Below are 24949 nucleotides of genomic sequence, written 5' to 3' on the forward strand. Positions count from 1 at the left end.
TTTCTTTGGATGGGATGGATGATATGCAACGAACAATTAACTTTGCCGGGCATAAAATCCGCAAATGCTGGAACAGATCAACGAATCGAAGGCCTATATTCAGCAGTTCGCTCCGGGGCGTCCTGCGGTGGGCATCATACTGGGCAGTGGCCTGGGGAACCTGGCTGGGGAGATTACCGACCGGGTGGAGATCCCATACGACCAGATCCCCCATTTCCCGCCGGCCACGGTGGAGGGGCATTCGGGCCGGCTCATCCTGGGGAAGCTCGCCGGCAGGCCCGTGGTGGCCATGGCGGGGAGGTACCATTATTATGAAGGCCTTTCCATGCAGCAGGTCACGTTCCCCGTTCGGGTGATGAAGGCCCTCGGCATCGAGACCCTCCTCATTTCCAACGCGGCAGGGGGCATGAACGCCAAATTCCGGGTGGGCGATCTCATGGTCATCACCGATCACATCAACCTCCAGCCAGAACATCCGCTCCGCGGCGCCAACAACGCCGCCCTCGGCCCCCGGTTCCCCGACATGAGCGAACCCTACAGCAAGGCGCTCATCGCCAAAGCGAAGGAAATCGCCGCCGGCAAAGGGATCCATTTGCACGAAGGCGTATACGTTGGGGTGCAGGGCCCCACCTTCGAAACGCGGGCCGAATATAAATTCATGCACATCATCGGCGGAGACGCCGTGGGCATGAGCACCGTTCCGGAAGTCATCGTAGCCGCCCACAGCGGGCTGCGCGTTTTCGCCATGAGCGTCATCACCGACCTCGGCATCCGTGAAGAAGAAAACGTCATCACCCACGAAGAGGTACTGGCCGCCGCCAAATCGGCGGAGCCGCATTTAACTTATATTTTCAGCGAATTGGCCCGGCAATTGTAGCATATGCCGGACCTTACACGAATCATCCCGATGAGGCAATTCTCGATCCTTTTCCTTCTGCTGGTTTGCACCGGCACCGCCCTCAGGGCGCAGTTCAACACCGGCCGCCTGCCCATGCGCGGCGGCGGCGGCAATACTTCCATGCAGCGGGACACGACCAGGCACGACCATGAGCCCGATACGCTCACGCTCCGCTACCGGTTCCTGGACGAGCCCACCGATTTCACGATCGATTCTTCCATCGCCGATTTCTCGCTGAACTATCTCGGCTTCCCCGCTACCTACATGACCCTCGGCAACAACGGCAACGCCGCCCGCAACCTCGTTTTCACCCCCCGCCTGGTCCCCGGCTTCGACGCAGGGTTCCATTCGTACGACGTTTACGGCTTCAACCACCAGAACGCCAAATTCTATAATACCAACCGGCCCTTCTCGGAACTCTGGTACCTCATCGGCGCCAAACAGGAGCAGATGATCAACCTGCAACACACCCAGAACCGCGGCGAAAAATTCAACTTCTCGTTCCAGTACCGGAAAATCAACAGCCCGGGGTTTTTCCAGAACCAGGCCACCAACCACGATACTTATAATGTAACGGCCAATTACAACAGCCAGGACAAACGCTATCATCTCTACTTCAGCTATTACCTTAATAAAATCAACGGCGGCGAAAACGGCGGGCTGCTAGACAATGCCGACCTCAAAGCCCCGGAATATACCGATCCGCGCCTCATACCCGTTCGCCTCGGCGGCAACAATCCGCGCCTCGGCGGCCTCCTCAACACCAATATCGCCGTAAAAAGCTATAACCAGGAAGCCAGCATCCTCCTGCGCCAGCAATACGACTGGGGTCATGGCGATACGGTTCATGTGAACGATACCACCCAGTATTACAAATTCGACCCCGTATTCCGTGTGGAGCACACACTCACCTACACGGAAAACACCTACCGGTTCCAGGACGGCCAGCCGGATTCCCTGTACTACCGTACCTTTTACAACATCAACATCCCCCTGAACAATCCCGATACGGTCCGGACGCGGCACCGCTGGCGGATTTTCAGCAACGACGTTTCGCTCATGCAGTTCCCCATGCGCGGGAACCAGGCGCACTTCATCCGCGTGGGCGCGGCTTTCGAAATGATCAAAGGCCAGTTCGATACTTCCATGACGGCACGCTCGTTCAACGAAGTCTCGTTCACCAACCTCCGCCTCCATGGCGAATACCGAAACAAGACGCGCAACCAGAAATGGGACATCCAGGCCAAGGGAGACCTCTACCCCGTGGGCGAGAACGCCGGCGACTACGCCGTTTCCGGCCGCCTGAGCAGCCATCTCAACGAAACACTGGGCCGCATCAGCCTCATGGCCACCAACGTCAACCGCGAACCGTCTTACGTATACCGCTATTTCGGTACCCGCAACAAACAAATCTGGACCAACAGCAGCCTCAATAAGGAAAACATCACCCAGATCCAGGTGCGGGCCGATAATAAGAAGCTTACATACAGCCTCACCGCCAATTATTTCCTCTACACCAATTACACCTATTTCAAGAGCTTCACGGAAAGCGCGCAAAGCAGCGGGGTGTTCAACCTCCTCCAGCTCGTGGCGTATAAAAGGTTCGATGTGGGCGGATTTACGTTTGACGGAGACGCCGCCTTCCAGCAGATCGCAGGAACGGCGCCCGTGCAGTTGCCCACCGTCTGGGCGCGCCTGCGCGTTGCCTATACGGCCAAACTCTTCAAGAACCTGAACCTTTACACCGGCCTCGAAGGGAAATACAACACGCCGTATTATGCGGACGATTATTCTCCCATGCTCAGCCAGTTCGTATACCAGGATGTGCTGCAAATCAACAACAAACCCGAAGTGGCGGCTTTCGTCCATTTCAGGATCAAGTCTTTGTCGGCCTACGTGCGCGGCGAAAACCTGAATTCACTGGTATGGGACAATAACTTCGTGTCGCCCCTGTACCCTTCGAACAATTTCGGGATCCGGGTGGGCCTGCGCTGGTGGTTCGTGAACTGATGCCCGTTTCGGCCGAAAAGCGTATATTTGTCATATGAAGAAATTCCTCACCATTTGTATTGCAATACTTTACTCGCTGATTACCAGCGGGTTCAGTGTTAATGTGCATTACTGTATGGGGGAACTTGCTTCTGTTGACCTGCACGTTTCCCATGACGAAGGCTGCAATAAATGTGGCATGGAGAAAAAGGGAGATTGCTGTAAAGATGAAGCCCGCTTCGTCAAATACGACGACTCGCACCAGGGCGCCAAAGCCGGTGTGAGCCTTCCGGAGCCTTCTCCGGTCATATTAACGCTGTTGCAGCCCGCCTGGCAACCCAGCCTCGCCGCTGCTCCCGTGTTCGCGGACTGGGCGCCTATCAATGCGCCACCGCCCAGCGGCATTCCCCGCTACAAACAATTCTGCCTCTTCCTGATTTGATACAGCCGTTCGTCCCCGACCAACTGTTGTAACTGAATGTACGTATCTATTCAAACGGCCCCCGGGCCTCAAATCAAGGAAAAATGAAAACGATCCTCTTTGCGCTGGCGTTGACCGGCATTACGTTCTCCGCATCCGCGCAGCAATATAAAAAAGCATCTCTCCAGGCTGCAGGCCTCACCTGCGCCATGTGCTCGAACGCTACCCAGAAAGCACTGAAAACCCTCACTTTCGTCGACAGGATCGACACCGACCTCAACACCACCACCTTCATCCTACATTTCAAACCAGGCGTAAACGTCAATATCGACCAGATCCGCCAGAAAGTGGAAGGCGCAGGGTTTTCGGTGGGCAAACTGGTGATGACGGCCGATTTCAACGGCATGAAAGTGGAAAACGACACCCATGTGCCCTTCGGCGGGCAAACCCTGCACTTCGTGAACGTGAAACCCCAGACCCTCAGCGGTGAAAAAGACGTAACGGTGATCGACCGCGACTTCCTTCCCGCCAAATCCTTCAGGAAATACGCCGCCTTCACCAAGATGAAATGCATCAATACCGGTGTCATGGAATCCTGCTGCGGCAACGACAGGAAAGGAACCCGGGTTTATCACGTCACCATTTAATCTGTCATGATGCTGAAAAAACTGACCATTGTCCTCGCCCTCGCAGGCGCAGGCATTTCGGCACGGGCGCAGGAACTCTACGTGCAAACCGAACCCGCCAGCAACATGCCCGCCAACTCGATCGGGCTGCGGCTCACCAACAGGTTTTACCCCATGGACCATGCCAGCTACACCGGCTACCGCCTTCAGCCCGAAGTGATGGTAGGTATCAGCAAGCAGCTTATGGTACATGCCAGCGGGTATTTCTCCAATGTGATGGAAAACCGCTTCAAGGCGGAAGGGGCGGGGCTGTACGCCAAATACCGTTTCCTGTCGGTGGATGATATACACTCGCATTTCCGCATGGCGGCCTTTGCGAAGGGCTCCGTCATCAACAATCCCTACGCGCCGCCCATGGGCCCCGATCACGATCATACGGCCGGAGCGTTCAATAACCAGGACCTTGACATCGATGGTATGACGTCCGGCGTGAGCGCGGGCGTGATCGCCACGCAGCTCGTGCATAAGCTCGCCGTTTCGGGGAGCCTGGCGTACGACCGGTATATGAACAACACGCAGCACAATTTGCCGTACGTATCGCGCAGCGCGCTGAATTACACACTGTCGGCCGGATACCTGTTGCTGCCCCGATCGTACAAAAGCTACAAGCAGACGAACCTGAACCTCTACGTGGAATTGCTGGGCAAATCGAACCTCGACCAATACCGCAGCGGTTATTACGTAGACGTGGCGCCGGCGGTGCAGCTGATTATCAACAGCAATTCGCGCATCGATCTCAGTTACCGCGCCCAGCTTTTCGGAGACATGGCCCGCATGATGGACCAAAGTTTCCTCGTTCGGTACGAATACAATTTGTATAACATTCTCAAAAAATAGGATGAGCACGGTACTACATATCAAAAACATGGTTTGCCCGCGCTGCGTCAAAATGGTGCGGTACGTGCTGGAGCACGAAGGTCAGGTTGTGAAGGATGTGACGCTGGGGAAGGCCGAACTCGAAACCGAGCCCGATGCAGCGGCTGCCGCGCGCATCGCCAATGCGTTACAGGAAGAAGGGTTTTTGTTGCTGGACGACCGGAAAACCCAGATCGTGGAAACCATCAAGAACTTCGTCGTGGAAACCGTCCATTACGGTGCGCTGGATGAGATGAACGAAAACTTTTCCACGCTGCTTTCGCAAAAGCTGCAGAAAGATTACCACATGCTGAGCAAACTGTTTTCAGAAACCGAAAACACGACCATCGAGCAGTTCATTATCCAGCAGAAAATCGAAAAGGTGAAGGAATTGCTCGTGTACGGCGAGCTGACGCTCAGCGAGATCGCCTACAAGCTGGGATACAGCAGCGTGGCGCATCTTTCCGGGCAGTTCAAGAAAGTGACGGGCCTTACGCCCAGCCATTTCAAGCAGCTGAAGGAAGAAAAGCGCCGTTCGCTCGACAATATCTGATTCAGACCGCGTTGCTGAACAGCTGCGTTTGCGGCATGTTCCGCCACAGCCGGGCATCGAAAGCCATGCATATGTTCCGTATGTATGGCTTTCCTTTTTCAGTCACCGTTACGCCATCCGGCCGCACTTCCACGAGGCCGTCGCGCTCGGGTTCCTGCAGGCGCTGGAGGCTTTCGGAAATGGCGTCGCAGTTCGCGTCCTGCCGGTCCCAGTGCGTTTCGAAACGGCACATCAGGCGGAGGATGTGGTTGCGGAGCCGGAGGTCTTCTGTCGTAAGCAGATGTCCGCGGAAAACAGGGAGCTTCCCCTCGCGGACTTTCTCCTGGTACGCGGCCAGTGATTTTTCGTTTTGCGTATATGCGTTACCGGTATCGCTGATAGCGGAAACGCCGAGTCCGATGAGCAGCGAGGTCCGGTGGTCCGTATAACCCATGAAATTCCGGTGGAGGCTCCCGTCTGCCGCGGCTTCGAAGAGTTTGTCGTCGGGCAGTGCGAAGTGGTCCATCCCGATTTCCACGTAGAAATAGTTTTCCAGGATCGATTTCCCCAGTTCATACAGTGCGCGTTTCTGGTCGCCGGTGGGGAGGTCTTTTTCGCTGAAGAGGCGTTGCCCGTTCCCCTTGATCCAGGGTACGTGGGCATAGCTGTAGAACGAAATGCGTTCGGGGAGGAGGAACATGCATTGCGTGAAGGTGTCGCGGATGCTTTGGGGCGTCTGGAGCGGCAGGCCGTAAATGAGGTCGAAGTTGATGGAGGTGTACCCGATCTGGCGCGCTGCTTCCACACAGTTGCGTACGTTTTCGAAGGGTTGTATCCGGTTGATGATGGTCTGAACGTTGAGGTCGAGGTCCTGAATGCCGAGGCTCATCCGCCGGAAACCGAGATCGTACAGCGCCTGCATGTGTTCCGGCGTAGTGTTGTTGGGATGCCCCTCGAAGCTGTGTTCGGCGCCGGGCAGTACGTTGGCCGAGTCGAAGATGGCGTTGAGGAGACGGGTGAGGTTGGCGGGACTGAAGAACGTGGGCGTTCCCCCGCCCAGGTGCACTTCGCGGATGCGCGGCTTTTCGGGAAAGTGTTGCAAATACAGCTCCCATTCCTGCAAAACCGTGTTGATGTATGGGATTTCGTAATCGTGGTTAACGGTGATGTATTTGTTGCAGCCGCAGTAGGTGCAGAGCCTTTCACAGAAGGGGAGGTGGATGTAAAGACTGATCCCGTCTTCATTGTTCAGCGAAGCAAATGAGGGCGCAAGCCCCTCCAGCCACTGGTCTTCGCGGAAAGCGGTAGTGTCCCAATAGGGGACGGTCGGATAACTCGTATATCGCGGGGCGGCTACCTGGTATTTTTTTAGCATGGTGGTCATGACGCTCAATTTATCTCACTATTTATGACAGCATTTTTCGATCACTTTTTCTGCATGCGGATGCATTTCGGGGCTAACATAAGGGATGCCGAGGTTGAGGCCGCGGAGGATGAGCAGTATCGCCATCACACCCATCACGAAAGGCATGGCGCGCCTTACGGCGATGCGCCCCCGCATGCCCAGGAGCTGGCTGAACCAGGACACGGCCGCCATCGCCGGCAGCGTTCCTGCGCCAAAAGCGCCCATGAACAGCGCACCGCCCCACACGCTCCCGGAAGCTACCGCGCCTGCAACGGCCATGTACACCAGTCCGCAGGGCAAAAAACCGTTCAGGAAACCGATGGCGTACAGCGTGCCGGTGCTCCGGCGGGCGAGTAATTTCCCGAGAGACCGTTGCACCCATCCCATCTTCAGCTTCGGCGTCAGCTTGCCGAAAAGCACGGCGGCCAGGAGCAATACCCCCAGCCCTATCGATAATCCCTGTTGCCACCCGCCGAGGTAGAACTGTTGCCCCAGCCAGCCGAACACGAGGCCCAGCAGCATGTAGGCGGTAACGCGGCCGGCGTTGTAAAGCAGGATGCCACCCATCTTCTTCCAGCCGCTGAGGTGCTGGACGGGTAGCGTGAGGGCGATGGGGCCGCACATGCCCACGCAGTGAAAGCTTCCGAGGAAGCCCAGCCCGAGTCCGGAAAGGAGCCATGCGGCAGTGATGGCGGCGGTCATTGTACGTAGAATTGCGTTTCCTGGAAATAGTCTTTACCATTGTGCTGCCACTGCAGTTTGATGCGGTAGGGCCCGCGGTCGAACTGCGCGCGGCTCACCAGCAGCTGGCCGGATGCGTTGAGCTGGAGGGGCAGCACGAAATCGCGGCGGGAATCCGCCGGGCGGTAAAAGTGTACCTGGCCTTGCAGCGGCGTGCCTTTCAGCTCGCCGGGGAAAGTAATCTCGATACTGTCTCCCGGCTGCGTCACGCGCACCGGGGCGGAAAGCTGCCCGGTATTGTTGCGCGCATCGATGGTAGCCTGGTATTTCAGCTCTTCGGCGTAATATTCGGGCGTAACCATGTCTATGCGGGTTTGCATGCTGCGGGTAACGAGCGTGAGGATGCCGATGGCGAAAAGGACGAATACGATGATGATGGAATGACCCCAGTTCATAACAGTACGTTTTTATTGGCCGGCGGGCCCGAGGAAAGTGGTCTTCTTTTCCCCGATCCGTTGGCCGTTTTCATATAATCCTATTTTGAGGACCGATTTTCTTTGATGGATCGCCGTACGCGGCAGCACGATGAAGAACGTGCCTTCTCCCTGCGCTTCCGGTTTCACATGGATGGGCTTGCCCACCACTTCCACTTTCCCGATGCCGTTTTCGATACGCAACTCCAACGGCACGTCGGTCAGCGTTTTGTTCACGAGCTTGATGCGGTAGAGGTTGGTAATGCTGTCTGCCCCGCGCTCCTGGTACAGCATGCCGGCCGTCCGCATGATGGACCCGTCTACCGGTTTTCGGCTGATGAGCAGGAACGTGATGGCTACCAGCAAAAGGGAAAGGATGACGGTGTAAGTCTTCAATCGCCCCGTATACCGCAGCGGCTGTTTATTCGCGATGCCATCTTCCGACGCATACCGGATAAGCCCTGTCGGCCGGCCTACTTTTTCCATCATGAAATCGCAGGCGTCGATACAGGCGGTGCAGTTCACACATTCCAGCTGCGTGCCGTTGCGGATGTCGATCCCGGTGGGACAAACATTCACACATTGCATACAGTCGATACAATCCCCCAGGCCTTGCGCTTCTTTTTTGAATTTCCCGCGTGGTTCGCCTCTTTCGTAGTCGTATGCCACTACCACGGAATTTTTGTCGAGCAGTACGCTTTGCAGGCGACCGTACGGGCATACCACCGTGCACACCTGTTCCCTGAAAAACGCGAACACGGCGTAGAACACGAACGAGAACGCGATCATGGCGAGAAATCCGCCGAGGTGTACGCTGAGCGGATCCGTGATGATGTGTTTCAGTTCGCGGACGCCGATGATGTAAGCGAGGAAAGTGTTGGCGATGATGACAGACAGGAGGAAGAAGGCCGCGTGCTTGCCGGATTTCTTCACGATCTTTTCCGTGTTCCACGGCGCGCGGGCGAGGATTTTCTGCTGTGCGGCGTCTCCTTCGATCCAGTATTCTATTCTCCTGAAAAGCATTTCCATGAAGATCGTCTGCGGACAGATCCATCCGCAGAAAATCCTTCCGAAAGCCATGGTAAACAATACGATGAAGAGGATGAACGCGAGCATGGCGAGGCCGAAGATGAAGAAATCCTGCGGCCAGAACACGGCGCCGAAAATGGTGAAGCGGCCGTTGGGAATGTCGAAGAGGAACAAGGGCCTGCCGTTGATTTGAACGAACGGCAGGCTGAAGAACAGTAGAAAATAACCGATGCTCAGTACCGTTCTGGCTGTATAAAGCTTTCCTGACGGTTTTTTGGCATAGATCCATTTGCGTTTTCCTTTCTCGTCGATGGTGGCCAGATGGTCCCTGAACATTTCTTGCGCTTCCATTTTACCTTGTTTTATTCCGTTACTTCCACGCCTTCCGGCGCTTTAGGATTGGCTGGCGTCGTGCCTTTTATAGTGTGTATGTAGGCGCACAGCTGCGCGATCTGTTTGGGGGAGAAATCATCTTTCCAGGATTTCATCCCTTTATCCGGCACGCCGTATTTGATGGTGGAAAACACTTCGTTCACTTTTCCGCCGTGCAGCCAGAATTTATCGGTGAGGTTGGGGCCTACGAGCCCCTGGCCTTCCGGACCGTGGCAGGCGGCGCAGTTGGTGGCGAACATTTTCTGTCCGGCGCCGATGTCTGCCGCTTCCGTCAGGAGTTTCACGTTGTTTTCGTCGATGTTGTTAGCGGAGTTCTTGAGGTATTCGGCTTTCGCTTCGGCCGCTTTCGCATCGGCGATGGCCAGTTCCTGCAATTGGAGCGGCGCGGTTTCGGAGATGTGGTAACGCCAGATGTAAATCACGCCGAAAACGATGCTGAGGTAAAATGCCCAGCGCCACCAGGGCGGGGTAGGATTGTTCAGCTCGCGGATGCCGTCGTAATCGTGCCCTAAATCGACTTCTTCTTCGGATACGGCATCGAGGCTGCGGGTCTTGTTGAGCCGCTCCATCCAGGTGATGCGCGGTTTGCCGGGAACGGCGGCCTTCGCCACTTTCGCTTTTTTCTTCCGGGTAATGCCGGTCAGGATGCGCAATGCCTGGAGGAGGAACAGCAGCACGAAGATCTCCAGCCCCACCACTGTGAGCAGCATATAGAAAGTGGTGTCCGACAATCCCGCCACAATTGGTTGGGATACTTTTTCCACGGCCGCTTCCTGTGCAAAGGCGCCGTGGCCTGCGGCGAGCAGGAGCAGTACCAGCGGGAGTTTTTTCATGCGGTCGCGGAAGATGTCGATCGCGGAGATGACCGTATTTCCGAGCACGATGATGGCGATCAGCAGCCCGAACGCGATGGTGATCAGCAGGATGGCCACCGGGTGCGTGAGCTCGCCGTAAGGATCGGGCGGCGCACCGGCTGCGGATGCCTGCAGGGTGAGGATGGTCAGCAGAAATGTGAGAATGCGTTTCATGGGCTTGCTATTTTTCAGGTGCGTCGTTGTCGATCGGGTAATGACTGATGGCGTCCATCGTCTGCTTGTCTGTCCGGAATGCGAGGTACGCCGCGGCGAGGAAGAAGACGGAGAAGAGGATCAGCGACACCATCGGGTAAATGCTGACGTCTTGTATCGTTTTGAGATAGTTGATGAATTTCATGGCGATCAGTTGTTGGATGCGGTGGCTTTAATGTCTTTACCAAGTCTTTGCAGGTAGGCGATGAGGGCTACGATCTCACGGTCTGCCGGAATTTCCAGTTTATCCTTTTTCAGGTTGGCGGCAATTTCGCCGGCCTGTTTTTCCAGGTCGGATTTCGACTGCTGCTCGTACCCTTCAGCGTATGGTACGCCGATCTTGCGCATGACGTTGATCATGGCGGGCGTCTTGCCTTTATCTATCCGGTTGTCGAACAGCCAGGGGTACGAAGGCATGATGGACCCGGGGCTCATCGACACGGGGTCGAGCATGTGGTTGAAGTGCCAGGAGTCCGGGTACTTTCCGCCGAGCCTTGCCAAATCCGGCCCTGTGCGCTTGGAGCCCCACTGGAACGGGTGGTCGTAAATGAACTCGCCTGCTTTGGAATATTCGCCGTAACGGGCCACTTCGTCGCGGAAGGGGCGCACCATCTGGGAGTGACAGGTATAACAGCCTTCGCGGACGTAAATGTCGCGGCCATGGAGCTCCAGCGGCGTATATGGTTTTACGCTGCTGATGGTGGGGATGTTGCTGCGTACCAGGAAGGTGGGCACCATTTCCAGGATACCGCCGATCCCGACCACGATAAGGCTGAACACGACCATCTGCACGGGGCGCTTCTCGATCCAGTTGTGCCAGTGGCCTTTGGATTTGCCGTGCGCTTCGGGCGCGGCCTTCACGAGCGGGGCGGCTTCTGCTGGCTCGTTGGCCACGAAAGCCCCGCGGCGGACGGTTTTGCTGATATTCACGATCATGAGGATCACACCGGAAACGTAGAGCAATCCGCCGAGTGCGCGCAAGGCGTACATGGGAACGATGACGTTCACGGTTTCGATGAACTGGTATTTCAGCGTTCCGTCTTCCGTAAACTGTTTCCACATCATGCTTTGCGTAAACGCAGCCCAGTACAGGGGAATGGCGTAGAAGATGATGCCGAGGGTGCCGATCCAGAAGTGGGCGTTGGCCCATTTGCGGGAATATAATGGGGTGTTGAACAGCCGCGGGATCATCCAGTAAAGGATACCGAAGGTCAGGAAGCCGTTCCAGCCGAGGGCGCCCACGTGAACGTGCGCGATCGTCCAGTCGGTATAGTGGCTGATGGCGTTTACGTTCTTGAGCGACAGCATCGGTCCTTCGAATGTAGCCATACCATAAGCGGTGAGCGCCACTACGAAGAATTTGAGCACGGCGTCTTCCCGCACGCGGTCCCACGCGCCGCGGAGCGTCAGCAGGCCGTTGAGCATACCGCCCCAGGAGGGAGCGATGAGCATGATGGAGAACACGGTGCCGAGGGATTGCGCCCATTCAGGCAATGCGGTATACAACAGGTGGTGCGGACCGGCCCAGATGTAAATAAAGATCAGCGCCCAGAAGTGGATGATCGACCAGCGGTAGGAATAAACCGGGCGGTTGGCGGCTTTCGGTACGAAGTAGTACATGAGGCCGAGGTAAGGCGTGGTGAGGAAGAAAGCCACGGCATTGTGGCCGTACCACCATTGCACCAACGCGTCCTGCACGCCGGCGTACCAGGAATAGCTCTTGAAAAGCGACAGCGGCATCTCGAAAGAGTTCACGATATGCAGCATGGCGATGGCCACCCAGGTGCCGATGTAGAACCAGATGGCCACATACAGGTGGCTCACGCGGCGTTTCAGGATGGTGCCGAGCATGTTGGCGCCAAACACCACCCAGATGAGGGTAATGGCGATGTCGAACGGCCATTCCAGCTCCGCGTATTCCTTACCGGTCGTATAACCGAGGAACAGGGTGAGCGCGCCGCCGGCGATGATGGCCTGCCAGCCCCAGAAGTGGATTTTACTGAGCAGATCGCTCCACATGCGGGCTTTACATAGGCGTTGCAGGGAATAATACACCCCCATGAAAATGCCGTTGCCAACGAATGCGAAAATCACCGCATTGGTGTGCACAGGCCGGAGGCGTCCGAAAGTAATGGGCGCGAAGCCCAGGTTGGCGCCGGGTATGACGAGCTCCAGCGCAGCCCAGAGGCCGGCCAGCATGCCGATCAGACCCCAGAAAATGGCGGCATAGGCAAACCATTTGACAGTGCGGTTGTCGTACGAGAATTTTTCAAGAGACATATGAACGGAGGTTTATTCTTTACTGGTTTTATCGTCGAAAAGGATCCGGTGCGCGGGAGAGTAATCGTCGTCGTACTGCCCGTCTCTGACGGACCATATAAAGGCGACCAAAAAAAAGATGGCTACGGCGAGGCTGGCGCACAACAGCATGATGATCACACTCATTTGTTAAAGTTTTTGTAATTGTGGTGTAAAAGTATCGAGGCAGCCGCCGGTATTGGATGACACGCGTCAAACCACCCGATGATGCTCATCAACGCAACAGCTTCCTGCCGGCATATTCGCTCATCCCCCAGGTCAGCAATATGATGCTGATGGAGCTGGAAGGCATGAGGATGGCGGCTGTCAACGGGCTCAGTATCCCCTGCACGGCGAAGAAAAGTCCGGTCAGATTGTACGCGATCGAGTATACGAAAGCGATGAGAATGATGCGTTTGTTGATTTTGCTCATGCGGATGAAAGCCGGCAGGCGGTGGAGCTGCGAAGCTTCGAGGATGCCGTCGCTGGCGGGGGTGAAGTTGTTGGAATCTTCGGTGAGGCTGATCCCGCAGTCGCTCTGGCGCAAGGCGCCGGCATCGTTCAGCCCGTCTCCGATCATCAGCACTTTTTCCCCTTTTTCCTGCAACTGCACGATGCGGTCGAGCTTGTCGTGCGCCTGCTGCCGGAAAAGCAACGTGGCGTCGGGGCCCATCATCCTGCGGAGGTTTTCCGCTTCCCCGGGCTGGTCTCCCGAAAGGAGCGTGAGCCCGAAATGGCGCTGCAAATCGCCCAGCATTTCGGGAATGCCCTGTCTATATGCATGTTGCAGCAGATAATAACCGGCATGGTCGCCGTTGATATTGACATGGACCACACTGGCGCCGGGCGTTTCGGTATCCCGCGCGCCGGTGTAGGCCGCGCTGCCGAGCTGAACGTGCATCTGGTGCACCCATCCCTGCAAACCCTGCCCCGTCTGTTCGCTGAACCGGTCGATGGTGTGGACGAGAGGTTTGCCCGCGAACTCGCGCACCTGGCGGCTGGCCGGGTGCTGGGAATGCGCCGTCAACGCCGCGATTGCGCTTACTTCCGCATGCGTCAGTTCCCGCCCGTGCCACGTTACGGTGGTGCTCGATTTCCCCGTCAGCGTCCCCGTTTTGTCGAACACGATATGCGTGAGCCCCGCCATCCGCTCGATGGCCTGGGCATTGCGGAGGTAAAGTTTGTGCCGGCTGAGGATGCGCAACATATGGCCGTTGGTGAAAGAGGCAGCCAGCAGCAACGCGCAGGGGCAGGCGATGATGAGGATCGCCGTCACGGCGGGCCAGATCTTCGCGCTGTCGTAAACTCCCCAGTAAATGGCGGTAACGGCGGCAATGAGGAGCACCACCCAGGTGAAGTATTGTCCGAGCAGGTGGATGAACGAGGGTTTGCCGGGATTGTCCTTCCGCAGTTCCTCACGGTTCCAAAGGCTGGTGAGGTAACTTTGCGCCACTTCGCGGATGGTGAGGATTTCCATGTTCCCATCCAGCTGGCGCCCGCCGGCGTAAATGATTTCGCCCATCTGCTTGCGTACCGGCACGGATTCTCCCGTTACGAAACTATAATCGATCAGCGCGGAACCCTTCACCAGCAAGCCATCCGCCGGTATCAGCTCCTGGTTGTGGATGAGGAGCGTATCGCCGGTCCTGACGTCGGGCAATTGCGTGGGCGCTTCCTCCCCGTTTTTCATCACGGTAACGGCAATGGGGAAATAGGCGGTATAATCCCGGTCGAACGAAAGCCCCCGGTACGTTTTATCCTGCAAAAGCCGGCCGATGAGCATGAACATGACGATGCCGGTCATGGAGTCGAAATACCCGCCACCGGTGCCGGAGAGCACATCCACCACGCTGCGGGTGAAGGTGGTGACGATGGCCAGCACGATAGGCAGGTCGATATTGAGGAAACCATGCTTCAGGCCTTTCCAGGCGGGCATGTAGAAAGCCTGGGCGGAGTAGAAGAAGACGGGAAGGGAGAGGAGGAGGTTGAGGTATCTGAAAACCACGGTCATCTGGCCTTCCATATGCCCTTCGCCTGAAAAGTATTCGGGGAACGACAGTAACATGATGTTGGAGAAACAAAATCCCGCCACGCCGAGCTGATAGATGAGCTTGCGGTTGGGCGCGGGTTTGCGGGCGCGGAGGTCTTGCAGGGAAATATACGGTTCATAGCCGATGCTGGTGAGCGTTTCGGCGATTTTTCGTAAAGAAGTTTGGGAAGGATCGTAAATAATACGGGCTTCCTTTTCCGCGAAATTGACTTCGGTGCGTTGCACGCCGGGGTCGAGGCGGTGGAGGTTTTCCAGGAGCCAGAGGCACGAGCTGCAATGGATGTGCGGAATGTGGAAGGTAACGTGGGCCTGCTTTTCGTCGCGATACCGGAGCAGCTGCTGCTGGGTGCGCTCGTTGTCCAGGAAAGCGAATTTGTCTTTACGGACGGCCTGGCGCTGCGCCACGCCCGGTTTTTCGTTGATCTCGTAATACCGGCAAAGGCCGTTTTCGTTCAGCAGTTCGTACACCGCTTGGCAACCCTGGCAGCAGAACTGTTCTTCGGGTGGGCAAGGTTCACCGCAATGGGTACACTGGTGGCTGACTTCCCGGGCTTGTTTGATCATGGCCCAAAAGTATCGGCCATTGCGCGCCCGGGCGATGAGTGGCATCACACCGGCCGATGATCGTCATCAGCTCCCTTGCAGGGAAAGTATGAACCCGGTCAGTTGCGCGATCTCCCGGTCGCTCAGTTGTTTCTCCCAGGCCTGCATGCCTTTGACGGGCACGCCGAACTTGATGGTCTTGAAAATCTCGTTGGTGCTGCCGCCATGGAGCCACTGGTCGTCTGTCAGGTCCGGCCCGATCGTTCCTTTGGCGTTCCCGCCGTGGCAGGCGGTACATTTACGGCTGAAAAGCTGTTTTCCGGCCTGGATGTCGGCCGCATCCGCGAGCAGCGGCACATTGGCGGGATCGATGAGCGCTTCCGCAGCTTTGGGGGCCGCGGCCACGGCGCCTTTTTCGGCGGGCGCGGCATTGGAAGGGTTGTTCAGGGCAAAAATCCATACATAGCCTAGCACGCCGGCGAGGATGAAGGTGCTGGCCCAGGCCTTGTTGCCCACGCTGATGCCCGTCAGGAAGCGCAGGAGCCACAACAGCGCCAGGATCACCACTACTTCCAGGATGAGCACGGCCGCCAGGGTGGCAAACATATCGTTGGGCAACGCCGGCACGATGGCCGCGGCAACAAAACATTTGCCCAGTTGTTTTTTGATGTGTTTTTCGCGGTATACCTCCATCGCGGAGATAACCGTGGAGCCGAGGAGGGCGATGACAAACAGCAGGCCGATGGCCGTCAGGAGCATAAACAGCGCTACGGGGTGCGTGAGCGCTATCCCGGTGGAATCGTTCATAGGTTCAGATTTGATGACAGAAAGCTACGAAAGGGCGTCATGGCGGGGGATGAGGCGCCTCAGGCGGGGGACTGACTTTGGTCAGTTGAGCGGCAGGGAATGTTGTAATAGAAGGACATAATTGTGTAACGAGGTAGCCGCGGGGTTGGGGTACCTTTGCTTTATCATTCAAAATGCGCCATTTATGGAATTGATTAAAAGTATATTCCGATTTATCGGTTCACTCTTTGTGAAGAAAAATTGTTGCAAGTGAAAATATTCCCGCGAACTGCAGCTCGAAGATGCGTTCGGTGAAAGTAATTTCGGCGTACATGCCTTTACGTTAGGATGCGCCCGCCCGCACGGCACTTTCTGGAAAACGAACGTGGCACCCGGCGCACAGGGAACGGCACATGTTACCAATTCGGCGCTTCGATGGACTGTAAGGAAAGAATCCGCCCCGCGATGCATAGATAAATATTAAGGATTAAGTAATTGCATCAATTGTTAAAACCTGCGGGAAATACGCATTCCCCGCAGGTTTTTACGCATTATGGGGGAATCATACGATCATTGCAGCACGGTCTTTGCAATAATCATTACATTCGACACCAAATTCAATCGGATCCAAAGAATGAGATACTGCAAGATCATACCGGCGATGCTTTGCATCATGGCTATGGGCGCCGCCTGCGGGCAGAAGAAGGGGAAACCCCGTCAACAGGAAGTCGTAAAAAACGTTCAGCAACTCGACGAAGTAGTGCCGCAGCAGATCGTGGAAAGACTGCAATATGTAGACGGGAATGACGGGCTGATGGAAGACAGTGTGATGGCGCTCAGCCCCGCCGCGCTGCATGCCGCGTACGACGGGCAGGGAGGAAAGGCGATATGGTCGAGCAACGGGAAGGCGATCCCCCAGGCCGACAGTCTTTTCCGCTGGATCAGGGACGCCCGGTTATACGGATTGAACCCCGCGCATTACCACGCCGCCGCTTTGCAGGAGGCGCAGGAACGGAGGAATACGGACAAGGAATCCCTCCGCGACGCGGCGCTCTGGGCGAAAACCGACGTCCTGCTCACGGACGCGTTTTTCAAACTGGCGAGTCATTTGCATTACGGCGTCATTCCCCGGGACAGTATTGCGTTGAGAAAGGATTCGATGTTGACGGACGATGTTCTCCATACGCTCCTCCGGGATGCCATTACGGGCAATCATATCAGTGAAATTTTGCAATCGCGCGAACCGCAACATGAAGCCTACCGCCTGCTCAAGATCGGGCTGGCGGAATATGAATCCCGGTATAAAGATGTAATGTGGGATACGCTGCCTTCCGAATACACGGATACCGCCGCTTTCCGGCGCCAGCTGGCGGTGAGGCTCGCGCAAACGGGGCATCTCGATACGCTGGAGAACAACATCGGCGATACCGTGGCGCTGAAGAAAGCGGTCAAACGGTTCCAGCAGGATATTAATTTATACCCGGACGGCGTGGCCGGCAAGCGGACCATACAGTACCTGAACCGCCAACCCGGCGACTGGATCGAGCAGGCCGGCATCAACCTCGACCGCTGGCGCAAAATGCCCGACACTTTACCGGCGCGCTACCTCATGGTGAATATCCCCGCATTCCGGTTGCAGGTGTGGGACGATTCGGCCGGCACCGTACTGGAATCCCGCGTGATCGTGGGAACGCCGCGCACGCGTACGCCGCAGCTCAGTTCCGTTATGACCAATTTCGTGCTGTATCCGTACTGGCGCGTGCCCTACAGCATCGTGTTCAAGGAAATGTTGCCGCAGATCAAGAAGAACAGGCATTACCTCGTCGAAAAGAACCTGGAAGTGGTAGACCATCACGGCAATATCATTTCCCCCGATTCCATCGACTGGCAAAAACTCAACAGGAATTACTTCCCTTATGTGTTGCGGCAAATGGATGGATTGGATAATTCGCTGGGCATCATGAAGTTCAACTTTGCCAACCGTTTCAGCGTATACCTGCACGACACCAATAACCGCAAGCTTTTCGCTAATTCCAACCGCGCCCTCAGCCATGGTTGTGTGCGGGTACAGGCCTGGGACAGTCTGGCCATGTACCTCGTAAGCAGCGATCCCCGGCCGGAGATGGCAGACAGCGTGCGGGCGTGGCTCAGCCGGGAAGAACAGCGGACGTACGCGTTCCCGAAGCGGTTACCGATTTATATCCGGTACTTCTCTTCCGAGTACCGCGACGGGCGGCTGCGGTTTTATGAAGACGTATATGGGGAAGACGCCCGCGTCCGGCAGTATCTCCGTTAATACCATTCATTCCTCAAAAAGTACGATTCGCGAATCATGGCTTTTCACAGGGGCATAAAGGGCGCACATTTGCCTGAAAAAAGGACCCCGATGAAAATGATCTTCGCATTGTGCCTGTGTGTGCTTGCCGCCAGTAACCTCACGGCCCAAACGCTTCCCAAACAAACCGTGAAAGGCGTCATCACCGACAAATCCACCCATTTCCCGCTCCCCGGCGCCGCCGTTTCCATCCCGGCATTGGGCAAAGGCGTGGCTACCAACGAAAAAGGAGAATTCCGCTTATCGGAAGTGCCCGTGGGCCGGCACAACATCCAGGTGAATATGATGGGATACGAGCCCATGATGTTGCAAATGGTGGAAGTGAACGCCGGCAAGGAAACCGTCCTCGAAATCCCCCTCACCGAAACCGTCATCACCCTCAAGGGCGCCGAAGTGACCGTGAAGCGCGGCGAAGGGCCGGTGAGCCCCCTGGCGCTGGCCAGTGCGCGGCAGCTCGATATCGGGGAAGGAATGCGGTATGCCGGTACGCGGAACGACCCCGCCCGCATGGCACAGAACTTCGCCGGGGTTTCCGGCGCCAACGACGGCCGGAACGATATCATCATCCGCGGCAACTCACCCGCCGGCGTACTGTGGCGGGCGGAAGGCGTGGACATTCCCAATCCCAACCACTTCAGCACTTTCGGCGCCACGGGCGGCCCGGTTACGATACTGAACACCAACACCCTGCGGACCTCCTCCTTTTTGACGGGCGCCTTCCCGGCGGATTATGGCAACGCTTTGGCCGGTGCCTTCGATCTGCGCCTGCGCAACGGGAACAAAGACCGGTACGAAATGCTGGCGCAGGTGGGCTTTAACGGTTTCGAAGCCGCCGTGGAAGGGCCGGTCGGGAAACCCGGCGGCGCTTCGTTCCTCGTGGATTACCGGTACTCCCTCATCGCCGCGGTGCACGCGCTGGGGCTAAGCGTGGGCACCGGCGCCAGCATTCCCAAGTACCAGGACCTCACCATGAAAATCAATCTCCCCACCAAACGGGCCGGCACTTTCGGCGTGTTCGCGATGGGCGGTTTGTCCAACATCCACTTCATCCCCGGAGAAGATTCCACCGACCTTTACAACACCGGTAAATACGAAGTGCTGACGACCTCGAACACCGGCGTGGCAGGCCTGACGCACAGTTTCAACTTTTCGCCCAAAACATACGGCCGCGCTTTTGCCGCCATCTCGGCCGCGGAAAGTAAAATGGATAATTTCGAGAATAAAGACGAAATACGCGGCAAACGCCGGATGGACCTCGATTATAGCCTGATCCGCACCAGCTTCGGATACCGCCTCGATCATAAGTTCAATGCGCGGAACCAACTCAGCATCGGCGCTTCCGGTGAAAAAATGCAGCTCGATATGCGCAACCGCCGCATCAAAGATGGAGACGACGATCTCAGCGAAATGGTCAACGCCAGCAATGGCGCCTGGCTGGGAAAAGGCTGGATGAACTGGCAACACCGCGCCGGCAACGATTTTACGTTCAACGCCGGCGTCTACGGACAATATTTCGGGCTCAACGATGGATTTGTGGCCGAACCGCGGCTCAACATGAAATACGATCTGTCGAAAAAGCAGTCGCTCACCCTGGGCCTCGGCCTCCACAGCCAGTTGCAGCAGCTGGAAGTGTACTATAATGAAACCGGCGGAAGCCTCACCAACAAAGACCTCGCGCCCACGCGCGCCATGCACGCCGTGCTGGGGTACGACCTGCTGTTGGGCGAGCGCCTGCGCTTCAAGGCGGAAACGTATTACCAGCATATTTACGACGCGCCGGTGGAAAAGGCGCCTTCGTCGTTCAGCCTGCTGAATTACGGAGCCGACTTCGGGTTCCCCGACAAACCGGACCTCTTCAACAACGGCACCGGCCGCAATTATGGACTGGAGCTGACGCTGGAGAAATTCCTGCATAAGGGGTTTTACTTCCTCTTCACCCAAAGCCTTTTCGATGCCAAATACCAGGGTAGCGACAAAACCTGGCGCAACACCGCCTTCAATGCGCAGTACGTCACCAACTTCCTCATCGGCCGGGAATGGACGGTGAAGCCGGGTTTCAGTGTGGGTGCGGATAGCAAGGTGAGCGTAGCCGGCGGGCAATGGTACACGCCGTTCAATGAACCGGCCACCGTGGAAAAAGCGTACGTGGTGTACCAGGAAGACAAAGCGTATTCGCTGCGGAACGATATGTATTTCCGCTGGGACCTGAAATTTTCCTTCACCTGGGAGCTCGGCCGCACCACTCAGAAATTCTTTATAGATTTACAGAACCTGACCAACAGGAAGAACATTTATACCCGCACGATCGACACTGAGACCGGTGTGGTGAAGCAGGTGAACCAGATCGGGCTTTTCCCGAACGTTAACTACCAGTTTACCTTTTAAAGCAAACAGACGAGGCTTATGCGCAACAACGAAACGGCGCTCGGATTCAACGATAAATGGTTTGTGCTGCTGGGTATCCCGGTGCTGGGGTTCCTCACGCCGATCATGTACTTCGGCGTCAGGTTCACCCGCGAGCCGCGGTACACCTGGCTGGCTTTCGCCTTCTCCGTGGCCATCACGGCGCTGTTCTGGCTCGGAAACCGCTGGATCATCATCCGCACGCGCCGGAAATACCCGCTGCTGGCCCAGGCGCCGAAACGGATCGCTATTATGGTTTTGCTGATGTTCGCATTCACATTCGCCGTATCGAATTTCAACGGGATCACGCCGCCTTTGTGGTCAGCCGTACTGTTGCCCTATCCAGATCTGAACATCGTGGGAATGGTCAATACCCTTATTATCGCCGGTATCTACGAAGTGATCTGGTACCAGGCGCAGCTACGCCTGTCGATGCAGGGCCAGGAAGATCTGCGCAACGAAAGCCTGCAGGCGCAGATCAGGGCGCTGAAAACGCAGGTAGACCCGCATTTTCTTTTCAATAACCTCAATACCCTCAGCTCGGTCGTGCACAGCGATCCCGACAAGGCGGAACATTTCATCCAGCAACTATCCAAACTCTACCGCCATATGCTCGAAGTGCAGGATACGACGCTGGTGACAGTGAAGGAAGAACTGGGCCTGCTGGATGCGTACGTCTATCTCCTCAAAACCCGCTTCGGCGACAATCTCCGGGTCACGATCGATGTTCCTCCCGCTTGCCACGACCGGCGCATCATCCCGTTCGCACTGCAGATCGTGGTGGAAAACGCCATGAAACATAACGTGGTGTCGGCAGCGCGGCCGTTGAACGTGAAGATAGAAGTGGTGCAGGACAAGATCGTGGTGACGAACAACCTCCAGCGCAAAATGCATGCGGTGCCGTCTACCGGCAAAGGACTGGAAAACATCAACTCCCGGGTGCGCCTGTTGCGCGAGCAGGAGGTGGAATCCGTGGTGACGGCCGATCATTTCATCGTTTTACTCCCCCTATTTCCTGCAACATGATCAAGGTGGTCATCATAGAAGACGAGGCCCCCGCGGCCAATAAGCTCAAAACGTTGCTGAAGCGCCACAGCGAAGAAGTGGAAGTGCTCGCGGTGCTCGACAGTGTGGAGGAGTCCGTCAAATGGTTCCGCCATTTCCCTGCGCCCGACCTTATATTCATGGACGTTCAGCTGGCAGACGGCCTCAGTCTCGAAATCTTCCAACAGGCGGGCCTCAACGCACCCGTGATCTTTACCACGGCCTACGACCAGTACATGCTCCAGGCCTTCCGCAACAACGGGATCGAGTATCTCCTCAAACCGCTCGACGAGGCCGAATTGCGCCAGGCGCTCGCCAAATTCCGGCAATTCTGCCGGCCGAAGCAGGAGGCGGGAGGATGGGAAGACAAGATCCACCAGCTGCTGCAATACGTGCAGCCGTCGGGCCACAAGGAGCGCTTTCTCGTGAAAAGCGGGCAACAGTTGTATTACGTGAACACGGCCGACCTGGCCTGCCTTTATGCCGACGGCAAACTCGTTTACGCCCTCGATTTCGCAGGGAAGAAGCATGTGATGGAAGACAATCTCGCGACCATAGAGCAGCAACTGCCGGCGCGGGAATTCTACCGGGTGAGCCGTCACCTCGTGGTACATGTGAAAAGCGTGCGCCGGGTGCATCCCTGGTTCAGCGGCCGACTGAAGCTCGACCTGGAGCCTTCGCCGGCGGTGGACCTGGAAGTGAGCCGCGACCGGGTGGCGGGGTTTAAGGACTGGTTGGGGAAATAAGTTTTTGGTTTGCCGTACAACGAAAAAGGGCTGCCGGAGAAATCCGGTCAGCCCTTTATAATTCAACTGTGGTACGCTTATTTGATCACTTCCGCGAGTTTGGCGGCGAGTGCATCGCCACGGAGGTTCTTGGCGATGATTTTGCCTTGCGGGTCGAGCAGGAAGTTCTGCGGGATGGCGCGCACGGCGTAGAGGGCGGCGGCTTCGTTTTTCCAGAATTTCAGGTCGGAAACCTGCGTCCAGGTGAGGCCGTCGTCAGCGATCGCTTTCAGCCATTTGTCTTTTGCATTGGGCTGGTCGAGGGAAACGCCGAGAATGGTGAAGTTTTTGTCTTTGAATTCGTTGTACGCTTTCACGACGTGGGGGTTTTCTGCACGGCAGGGGCCGCACCAGGAAGCCCAGAAGTCGATCAGCACGTATTTACCGCGGAAAGACGCCAGGGAAACGGGTTTCCCTTCGGTATCGTTTTGTGTGAAATCGGGAGCGGTGGCGCCGATGGAAACGGCTTTCACTTTTTCGAGCATGTCTGCGTAAGCCTTGCCGTCTGCGCTGGATTGCACAGCGGGGGCCAGTTTTGCGAACATGGGCTGGATGGTGCCGTAGTCGGGCGCGGAGCCGGCGAACTGTTTCAGGGCTTCGAGGCCGGGGAGGGTTTTAGTATGCGTTTCCGCGAATTTCTTCATGATCGCATCTTCATCTTCGCCGATCTGTTTGCTTTCGGCCATGATGGCAGACATCCATACGGAATCTTTCTTCTGCTCGTCGGTAGAGCCGTAGTATTTGGCCATGAGGGCTTTGTTCCTGTCCATCACGGGTTTCATCTGGGCTTCCAGGGCCACCTGGTCCGAAGTGTGCACGCCGCCTTTCACGGTAGCGTTTTTCAGGGAATCCGCGCTCTTGATGTTCACGGTGCCGGGCTCCAGGTAAATCTTTACCGATTCGCCGTTACGGGAAGAGCGGGGGGCGTTCGGGCCGTAATCCATTACCACGGTAGCTTTGGTGATACCGGCAACGGAGCCGCTGAAGGAGAATTCACCGTTTTTCAGCGTGGAGGAATCTTTCTTCTGATCGCCGTCTACGGTGTAAATAAGATAAGCCTGGGTGGGGGCGTTATGGCTGCCGACCTTGCCTTTTACGGCGTATTTGGTTTGGGCATGTACGAGCGCCGGCAGGAGGAGCACTGCAGGCAGGATCTGTAATCTTTTCATTTGATTGGTTTGATTTTACGTCCTAAAAATAGGGAAAGAATTCGGTTGCCAGGTTGCCGTTTGTCACAAAATACAGGGCTTATCCACCCCTTTGCTGCCGGTAGTGGTTGGGGGATATGCCCATCAGCCGGGTAAAAAACCGCGAAAAATAGTACGGGTCGCTCATGCCCACGCTCGCCGCCACTTCCTTGATCCGCATATCGCTATACAACAGCAGTTCACAGGCCTTCTGCACCTTCAGGTTGTTGAAATACTCGATGGGCGTATAGCCCGTCTTCTTTTTGAACTGGTGCACGAAATGGGAAACGGACAGGTTCGCCTCCTCCGCCAGCTGCTGCAGCGTGAGCTGACCGCCGATCTGCAATTTCATTTGCCGGGTAGCCGTTGCCACGATCTCCCGGCTGTTGCCCGTTGTATCGGGGGTGAACCGTTCCGGGAAAAGAAGGGAGGCCAGGAATTGGCCGAAACAGAGATTGGCATACAGGATGTTATCCAGGTCGTACCCGCTCTCCAGCTGCCGGTAAATAGACCCAAACAGCGCGATGCGCTGGTCTAGCCAGGGAACGGCGCTCTTCAGCGACGCGGTCTTGTGCTCCAGCGTGCGGGCCACGGCGTCAGAAGCGCTTCCCACAAAATGGACCCAGTAAATCGTCCAGGGATCGTCTTCATCCGCACGGTAGATATGGGCCGTTTTCCGGGGTATGACGAAAAAGTCGCCGGCGCCGATGGCAAACGTCTGCCGGTTGAACCGGGCACTGCCCCGGCCGTCAACACAATAAATAAGGATATGCTGGTCTACCCCTTCCGGCCGCACGCGATGATGGAAGCGGGCCTTGGGATAATAACCCATATCGGTAATGTAAAGCCCTGCCGTTAATTCATTTCGTGCGCACTGTTCCTCGAGAATTTTGCGGGGGATGACGATCGACTGCTGTCCGTCGAATCCATCTTTTTTCTTCATGCGTGGTATAGTTAAGGCTGGTCGTAAGATTATCCATTTCAGGACTGCAATCGCCGCTTGCCGGTACTTACGTTAAATATACATTATGCCCGTCGTTTATTGTTATCATTTATTATCAAAGATCGATACGGGATTGGCAGGGGCCC

The 24949-nt window shown here is 56.4% G+C and carries 22 protein-coding genes; 10 read left to right on the forward strand and 12 right to left on the reverse strand.

The features are described 5' to 3' along the window. The first annotated feature begins 64 nt into the window (after window positions 1-64). The 6 genes from EJ361_RS09985 (at window position 65) to EJ361_RS10010 (ending at window position 5402) form a co-directional block, all read left to right on the forward strand. Window positions 65-877, forward strand: coding sequence for a purine-nucleoside phosphorylase (locus EJ361_RS09985; RefSeq protein ID WP_126245411.1), 813 nt, complete (start codon window positions 65-67; stop codon window positions 875-877). A gap of 30 nt (window positions 878-907) precedes the next feature. Further along, a complete protein-coding gene (locus EJ361_RS09990) occupies window positions 908-2908 on the forward strand; it encodes a putative porin (RefSeq protein WP_164714161.1) in 2001 nt (666 codons plus the stop codon). 34 nt (window positions 2909-2942) lie between these two features. Continuing rightward, window positions 2943-3329 (forward strand): HYC_CC_PP family protein, encoded by a 387-nt coding sequence (locus tag EJ361_RS09995; protein WP_126245415.1) that lies wholly within the window; start codon window positions 2943-2945, stop codon window positions 3327-3329. Window positions 3330-3412: 83 nt separating this feature from the next. Continuing rightward, window positions 3413-3955 carry a heavy-metal-associated domain-containing protein gene (locus EJ361_RS10000; RefSeq protein ID WP_126245417.1) on the forward strand — a complete coding sequence of 181 codons (543 nt, stop codon included), beginning with the start codon at window positions 3413-3415 and terminating at the stop codon, window positions 3953-3955. 9 nt (window positions 3956-3964) lie between these two features. Further along, window positions 3965-4831, forward strand: a complete 867-nt coding sequence (locus tag EJ361_RS10005) for a hypothetical protein (protein ID WP_126245419.1) — start codon at window positions 3965-3967, stop codon at window positions 4829-4831. A gap of 1 nt (window position 4832) precedes the next feature. Further along, window positions 4833-5402 (forward strand): helix-turn-helix domain-containing protein, encoded by a 570-nt coding sequence (locus tag EJ361_RS10010; RefSeq protein WP_164714162.1) that lies wholly within the window; start codon window positions 4833-4835, stop codon window positions 5400-5402. 1 nt (window position 5403) lies between these two features. Here the strand turns inward: EJ361_RS10010 and hemN are convergent, their stop codons facing one another. The 10 genes from hemN to EJ361_RS10060 all read right to left on the reverse strand — a co-directional run bounded on the left by hemN (window position 5404) and on the right by EJ361_RS10060 (window position 16127). Then, window positions 5404-6765, reverse strand: a complete 1362-nt coding sequence (gene hemN, locus EJ361_RS10015) for an oxygen-independent coproporphyrinogen III oxidase (RefSeq protein ID WP_126245421.1) — start codon at window positions 6763-6765, stop codon at window positions 5404-5406. A gap of 18 nt (window positions 6766-6783) precedes the next feature. Beyond that, a complete protein-coding gene (locus EJ361_RS10020) occupies window positions 6784-7488 on the reverse strand; it encodes a sulfite exporter TauE/SafE family protein (RefSeq protein ID WP_126245423.1) in 705 nt (234 codons plus the stop codon). Continuing rightward, window positions 7485-7922 (reverse strand): FixH family protein, encoded by a 438-nt coding sequence (locus EJ361_RS10025; protein WP_126245425.1) that lies wholly within the window; start codon window positions 7920-7922, stop codon window positions 7485-7487. Before EJ361_RS10025 ends, EJ361_RS10020 begins: the two co-directional genes overlap by 4 nt. A 12-nt stretch (window positions 7923-7934) precedes the next feature. After that, window positions 7935-9320, reverse strand: coding sequence for a cytochrome c oxidase accessory protein CcoG (gene ccoG, locus EJ361_RS10030; protein ID WP_126245427.1), 1386 nt, complete (start codon window positions 9318-9320; stop codon window positions 7935-7937). 11 nt (window positions 9321-9331) lie between these two features. Further along, the gene (locus EJ361_RS10035) at window positions 9332-10390 is read right to left on the reverse strand and encodes a cbb3-type cytochrome c oxidase N-terminal domain-containing protein (RefSeq protein ID WP_126245429.1); all 1059 of its coding nucleotides are present in this window, start codon (window positions 10388-10390) and stop codon (window positions 9332-9334) included. A 7-nt stretch (window positions 10391-10397) separates the two neighbouring features. Then, window positions 10398-10574, reverse strand: a complete 177-nt coding sequence (locus tag EJ361_RS10040) for a CcoQ/FixQ family Cbb3-type cytochrome c oxidase assembly chaperone (RefSeq protein ID WP_126245431.1) — start codon at window positions 10572-10574, stop codon at window positions 10398-10400. A gap of 5 nt (window positions 10575-10579) precedes the next feature. Then, a complete protein-coding gene (gene ccoN, locus EJ361_RS10045; RefSeq protein ID WP_126245433.1) occupies window positions 10580-12709 on the reverse strand; it encodes a cytochrome-c oxidase, cbb3-type subunit I in 2130 nt (709 codons plus the stop codon). Between the two features lie 12 nt (window positions 12710-12721). Beyond that, a complete protein-coding gene (gene ccoS, locus EJ361_RS10050) occupies window positions 12722-12874 on the reverse strand; it encodes a cbb3-type cytochrome oxidase assembly protein CcoS (RefSeq protein WP_126245435.1) in 153 nt (50 codons plus the stop codon). Between the two features lie 88 nt (window positions 12875-12962). Continuing rightward, the gene (locus EJ361_RS10055) at window positions 12963-15341 is read right to left on the reverse strand and encodes a heavy metal translocating P-type ATPase (protein ID WP_126245437.1); all 2379 of its coding nucleotides are present in this window, start codon (window positions 15339-15341) and stop codon (window positions 12963-12965) included. Between the two features lie 66 nt (window positions 15342-15407). Continuing rightward, window positions 15408-16127, reverse strand: a complete 720-nt coding sequence (locus EJ361_RS10060) for a c-type cytochrome (RefSeq protein ID WP_126245439.1) — start codon at window positions 16125-16127, stop codon at window positions 15408-15410. Between the two features lie 613 nt (window positions 16128-16740). On the opposite strand from EJ361_RS10060, the gene EJ361_RS10065 reads away from it, so the two are divergent. The 4 genes from EJ361_RS10065 (at window position 16741) to EJ361_RS10080 (ending at window position 22634) form a co-directional block, all read left to right on the forward strand. Further along, on the forward strand, window positions 16741-18402 hold the full coding sequence (locus EJ361_RS10065) for a L,D-transpeptidase family protein (RefSeq protein ID WP_164714163.1): 1662 nt from the start codon (window positions 16741-16743) through the stop codon (window positions 18400-18402). Between the two features lie 90 nt (window positions 18403-18492). Next, window positions 18493-20826 carry a TonB-dependent receptor gene (locus EJ361_RS10070; RefSeq protein WP_164714164.1) on the forward strand — a complete coding sequence of 778 codons (2334 nt, stop codon included), beginning with the start codon at window positions 18493-18495 and terminating at the stop codon, window positions 20824-20826. Between the two features lie 18 nt (window positions 20827-20844). Beyond that, entirely contained in the window at window positions 20845-21870 is a 1026-nt protein-coding gene (locus EJ361_RS10075) for a sensor histidine kinase (protein ID WP_126245445.1), read from the forward strand. Then, on the forward strand, window positions 21867-22634 hold the full coding sequence (locus tag EJ361_RS10080) for a LytR/AlgR family response regulator transcription factor (protein ID WP_126245447.1): 768 nt from the start codon (window positions 21867-21869) through the stop codon (window positions 22632-22634). The genes EJ361_RS10075 and EJ361_RS10080 overlap by 4 nt, the downstream gene beginning before the upstream one ends. Before the next feature lie 77 nt (window positions 22635-22711). Here EJ361_RS10080 and EJ361_RS10085 read toward each other — a convergent pair whose 3' ends face one another. Next, window positions 22712-23842, reverse strand: a complete 1131-nt coding sequence (locus EJ361_RS10085; RefSeq protein WP_126245449.1) for a TlpA disulfide reductase family protein — start codon at window positions 23840-23842, stop codon at window positions 22712-22714. 79 nt (window positions 23843-23921) lie between these two features. Continuing rightward, the gene (locus EJ361_RS10090) at window positions 23922-24803 is read right to left on the reverse strand and encodes an AraC family transcriptional regulator (RefSeq protein WP_126245451.1); all 882 of its coding nucleotides are present in this window, start codon (window positions 24801-24803) and stop codon (window positions 23922-23924) included. Window positions 24804-24949 lie beyond the last annotated feature (146 nt).

Source organism: Chitinophaga rhizosphaerae, from assembly GCF_003958645.1.
In the GTDB taxonomy this organism is placed as follows: domain Bacteria; phylum Bacteroidota; class Bacteroidia; order Chitinophagales; family Chitinophagaceae; genus Chitinophaga; species Chitinophaga rhizosphaerae.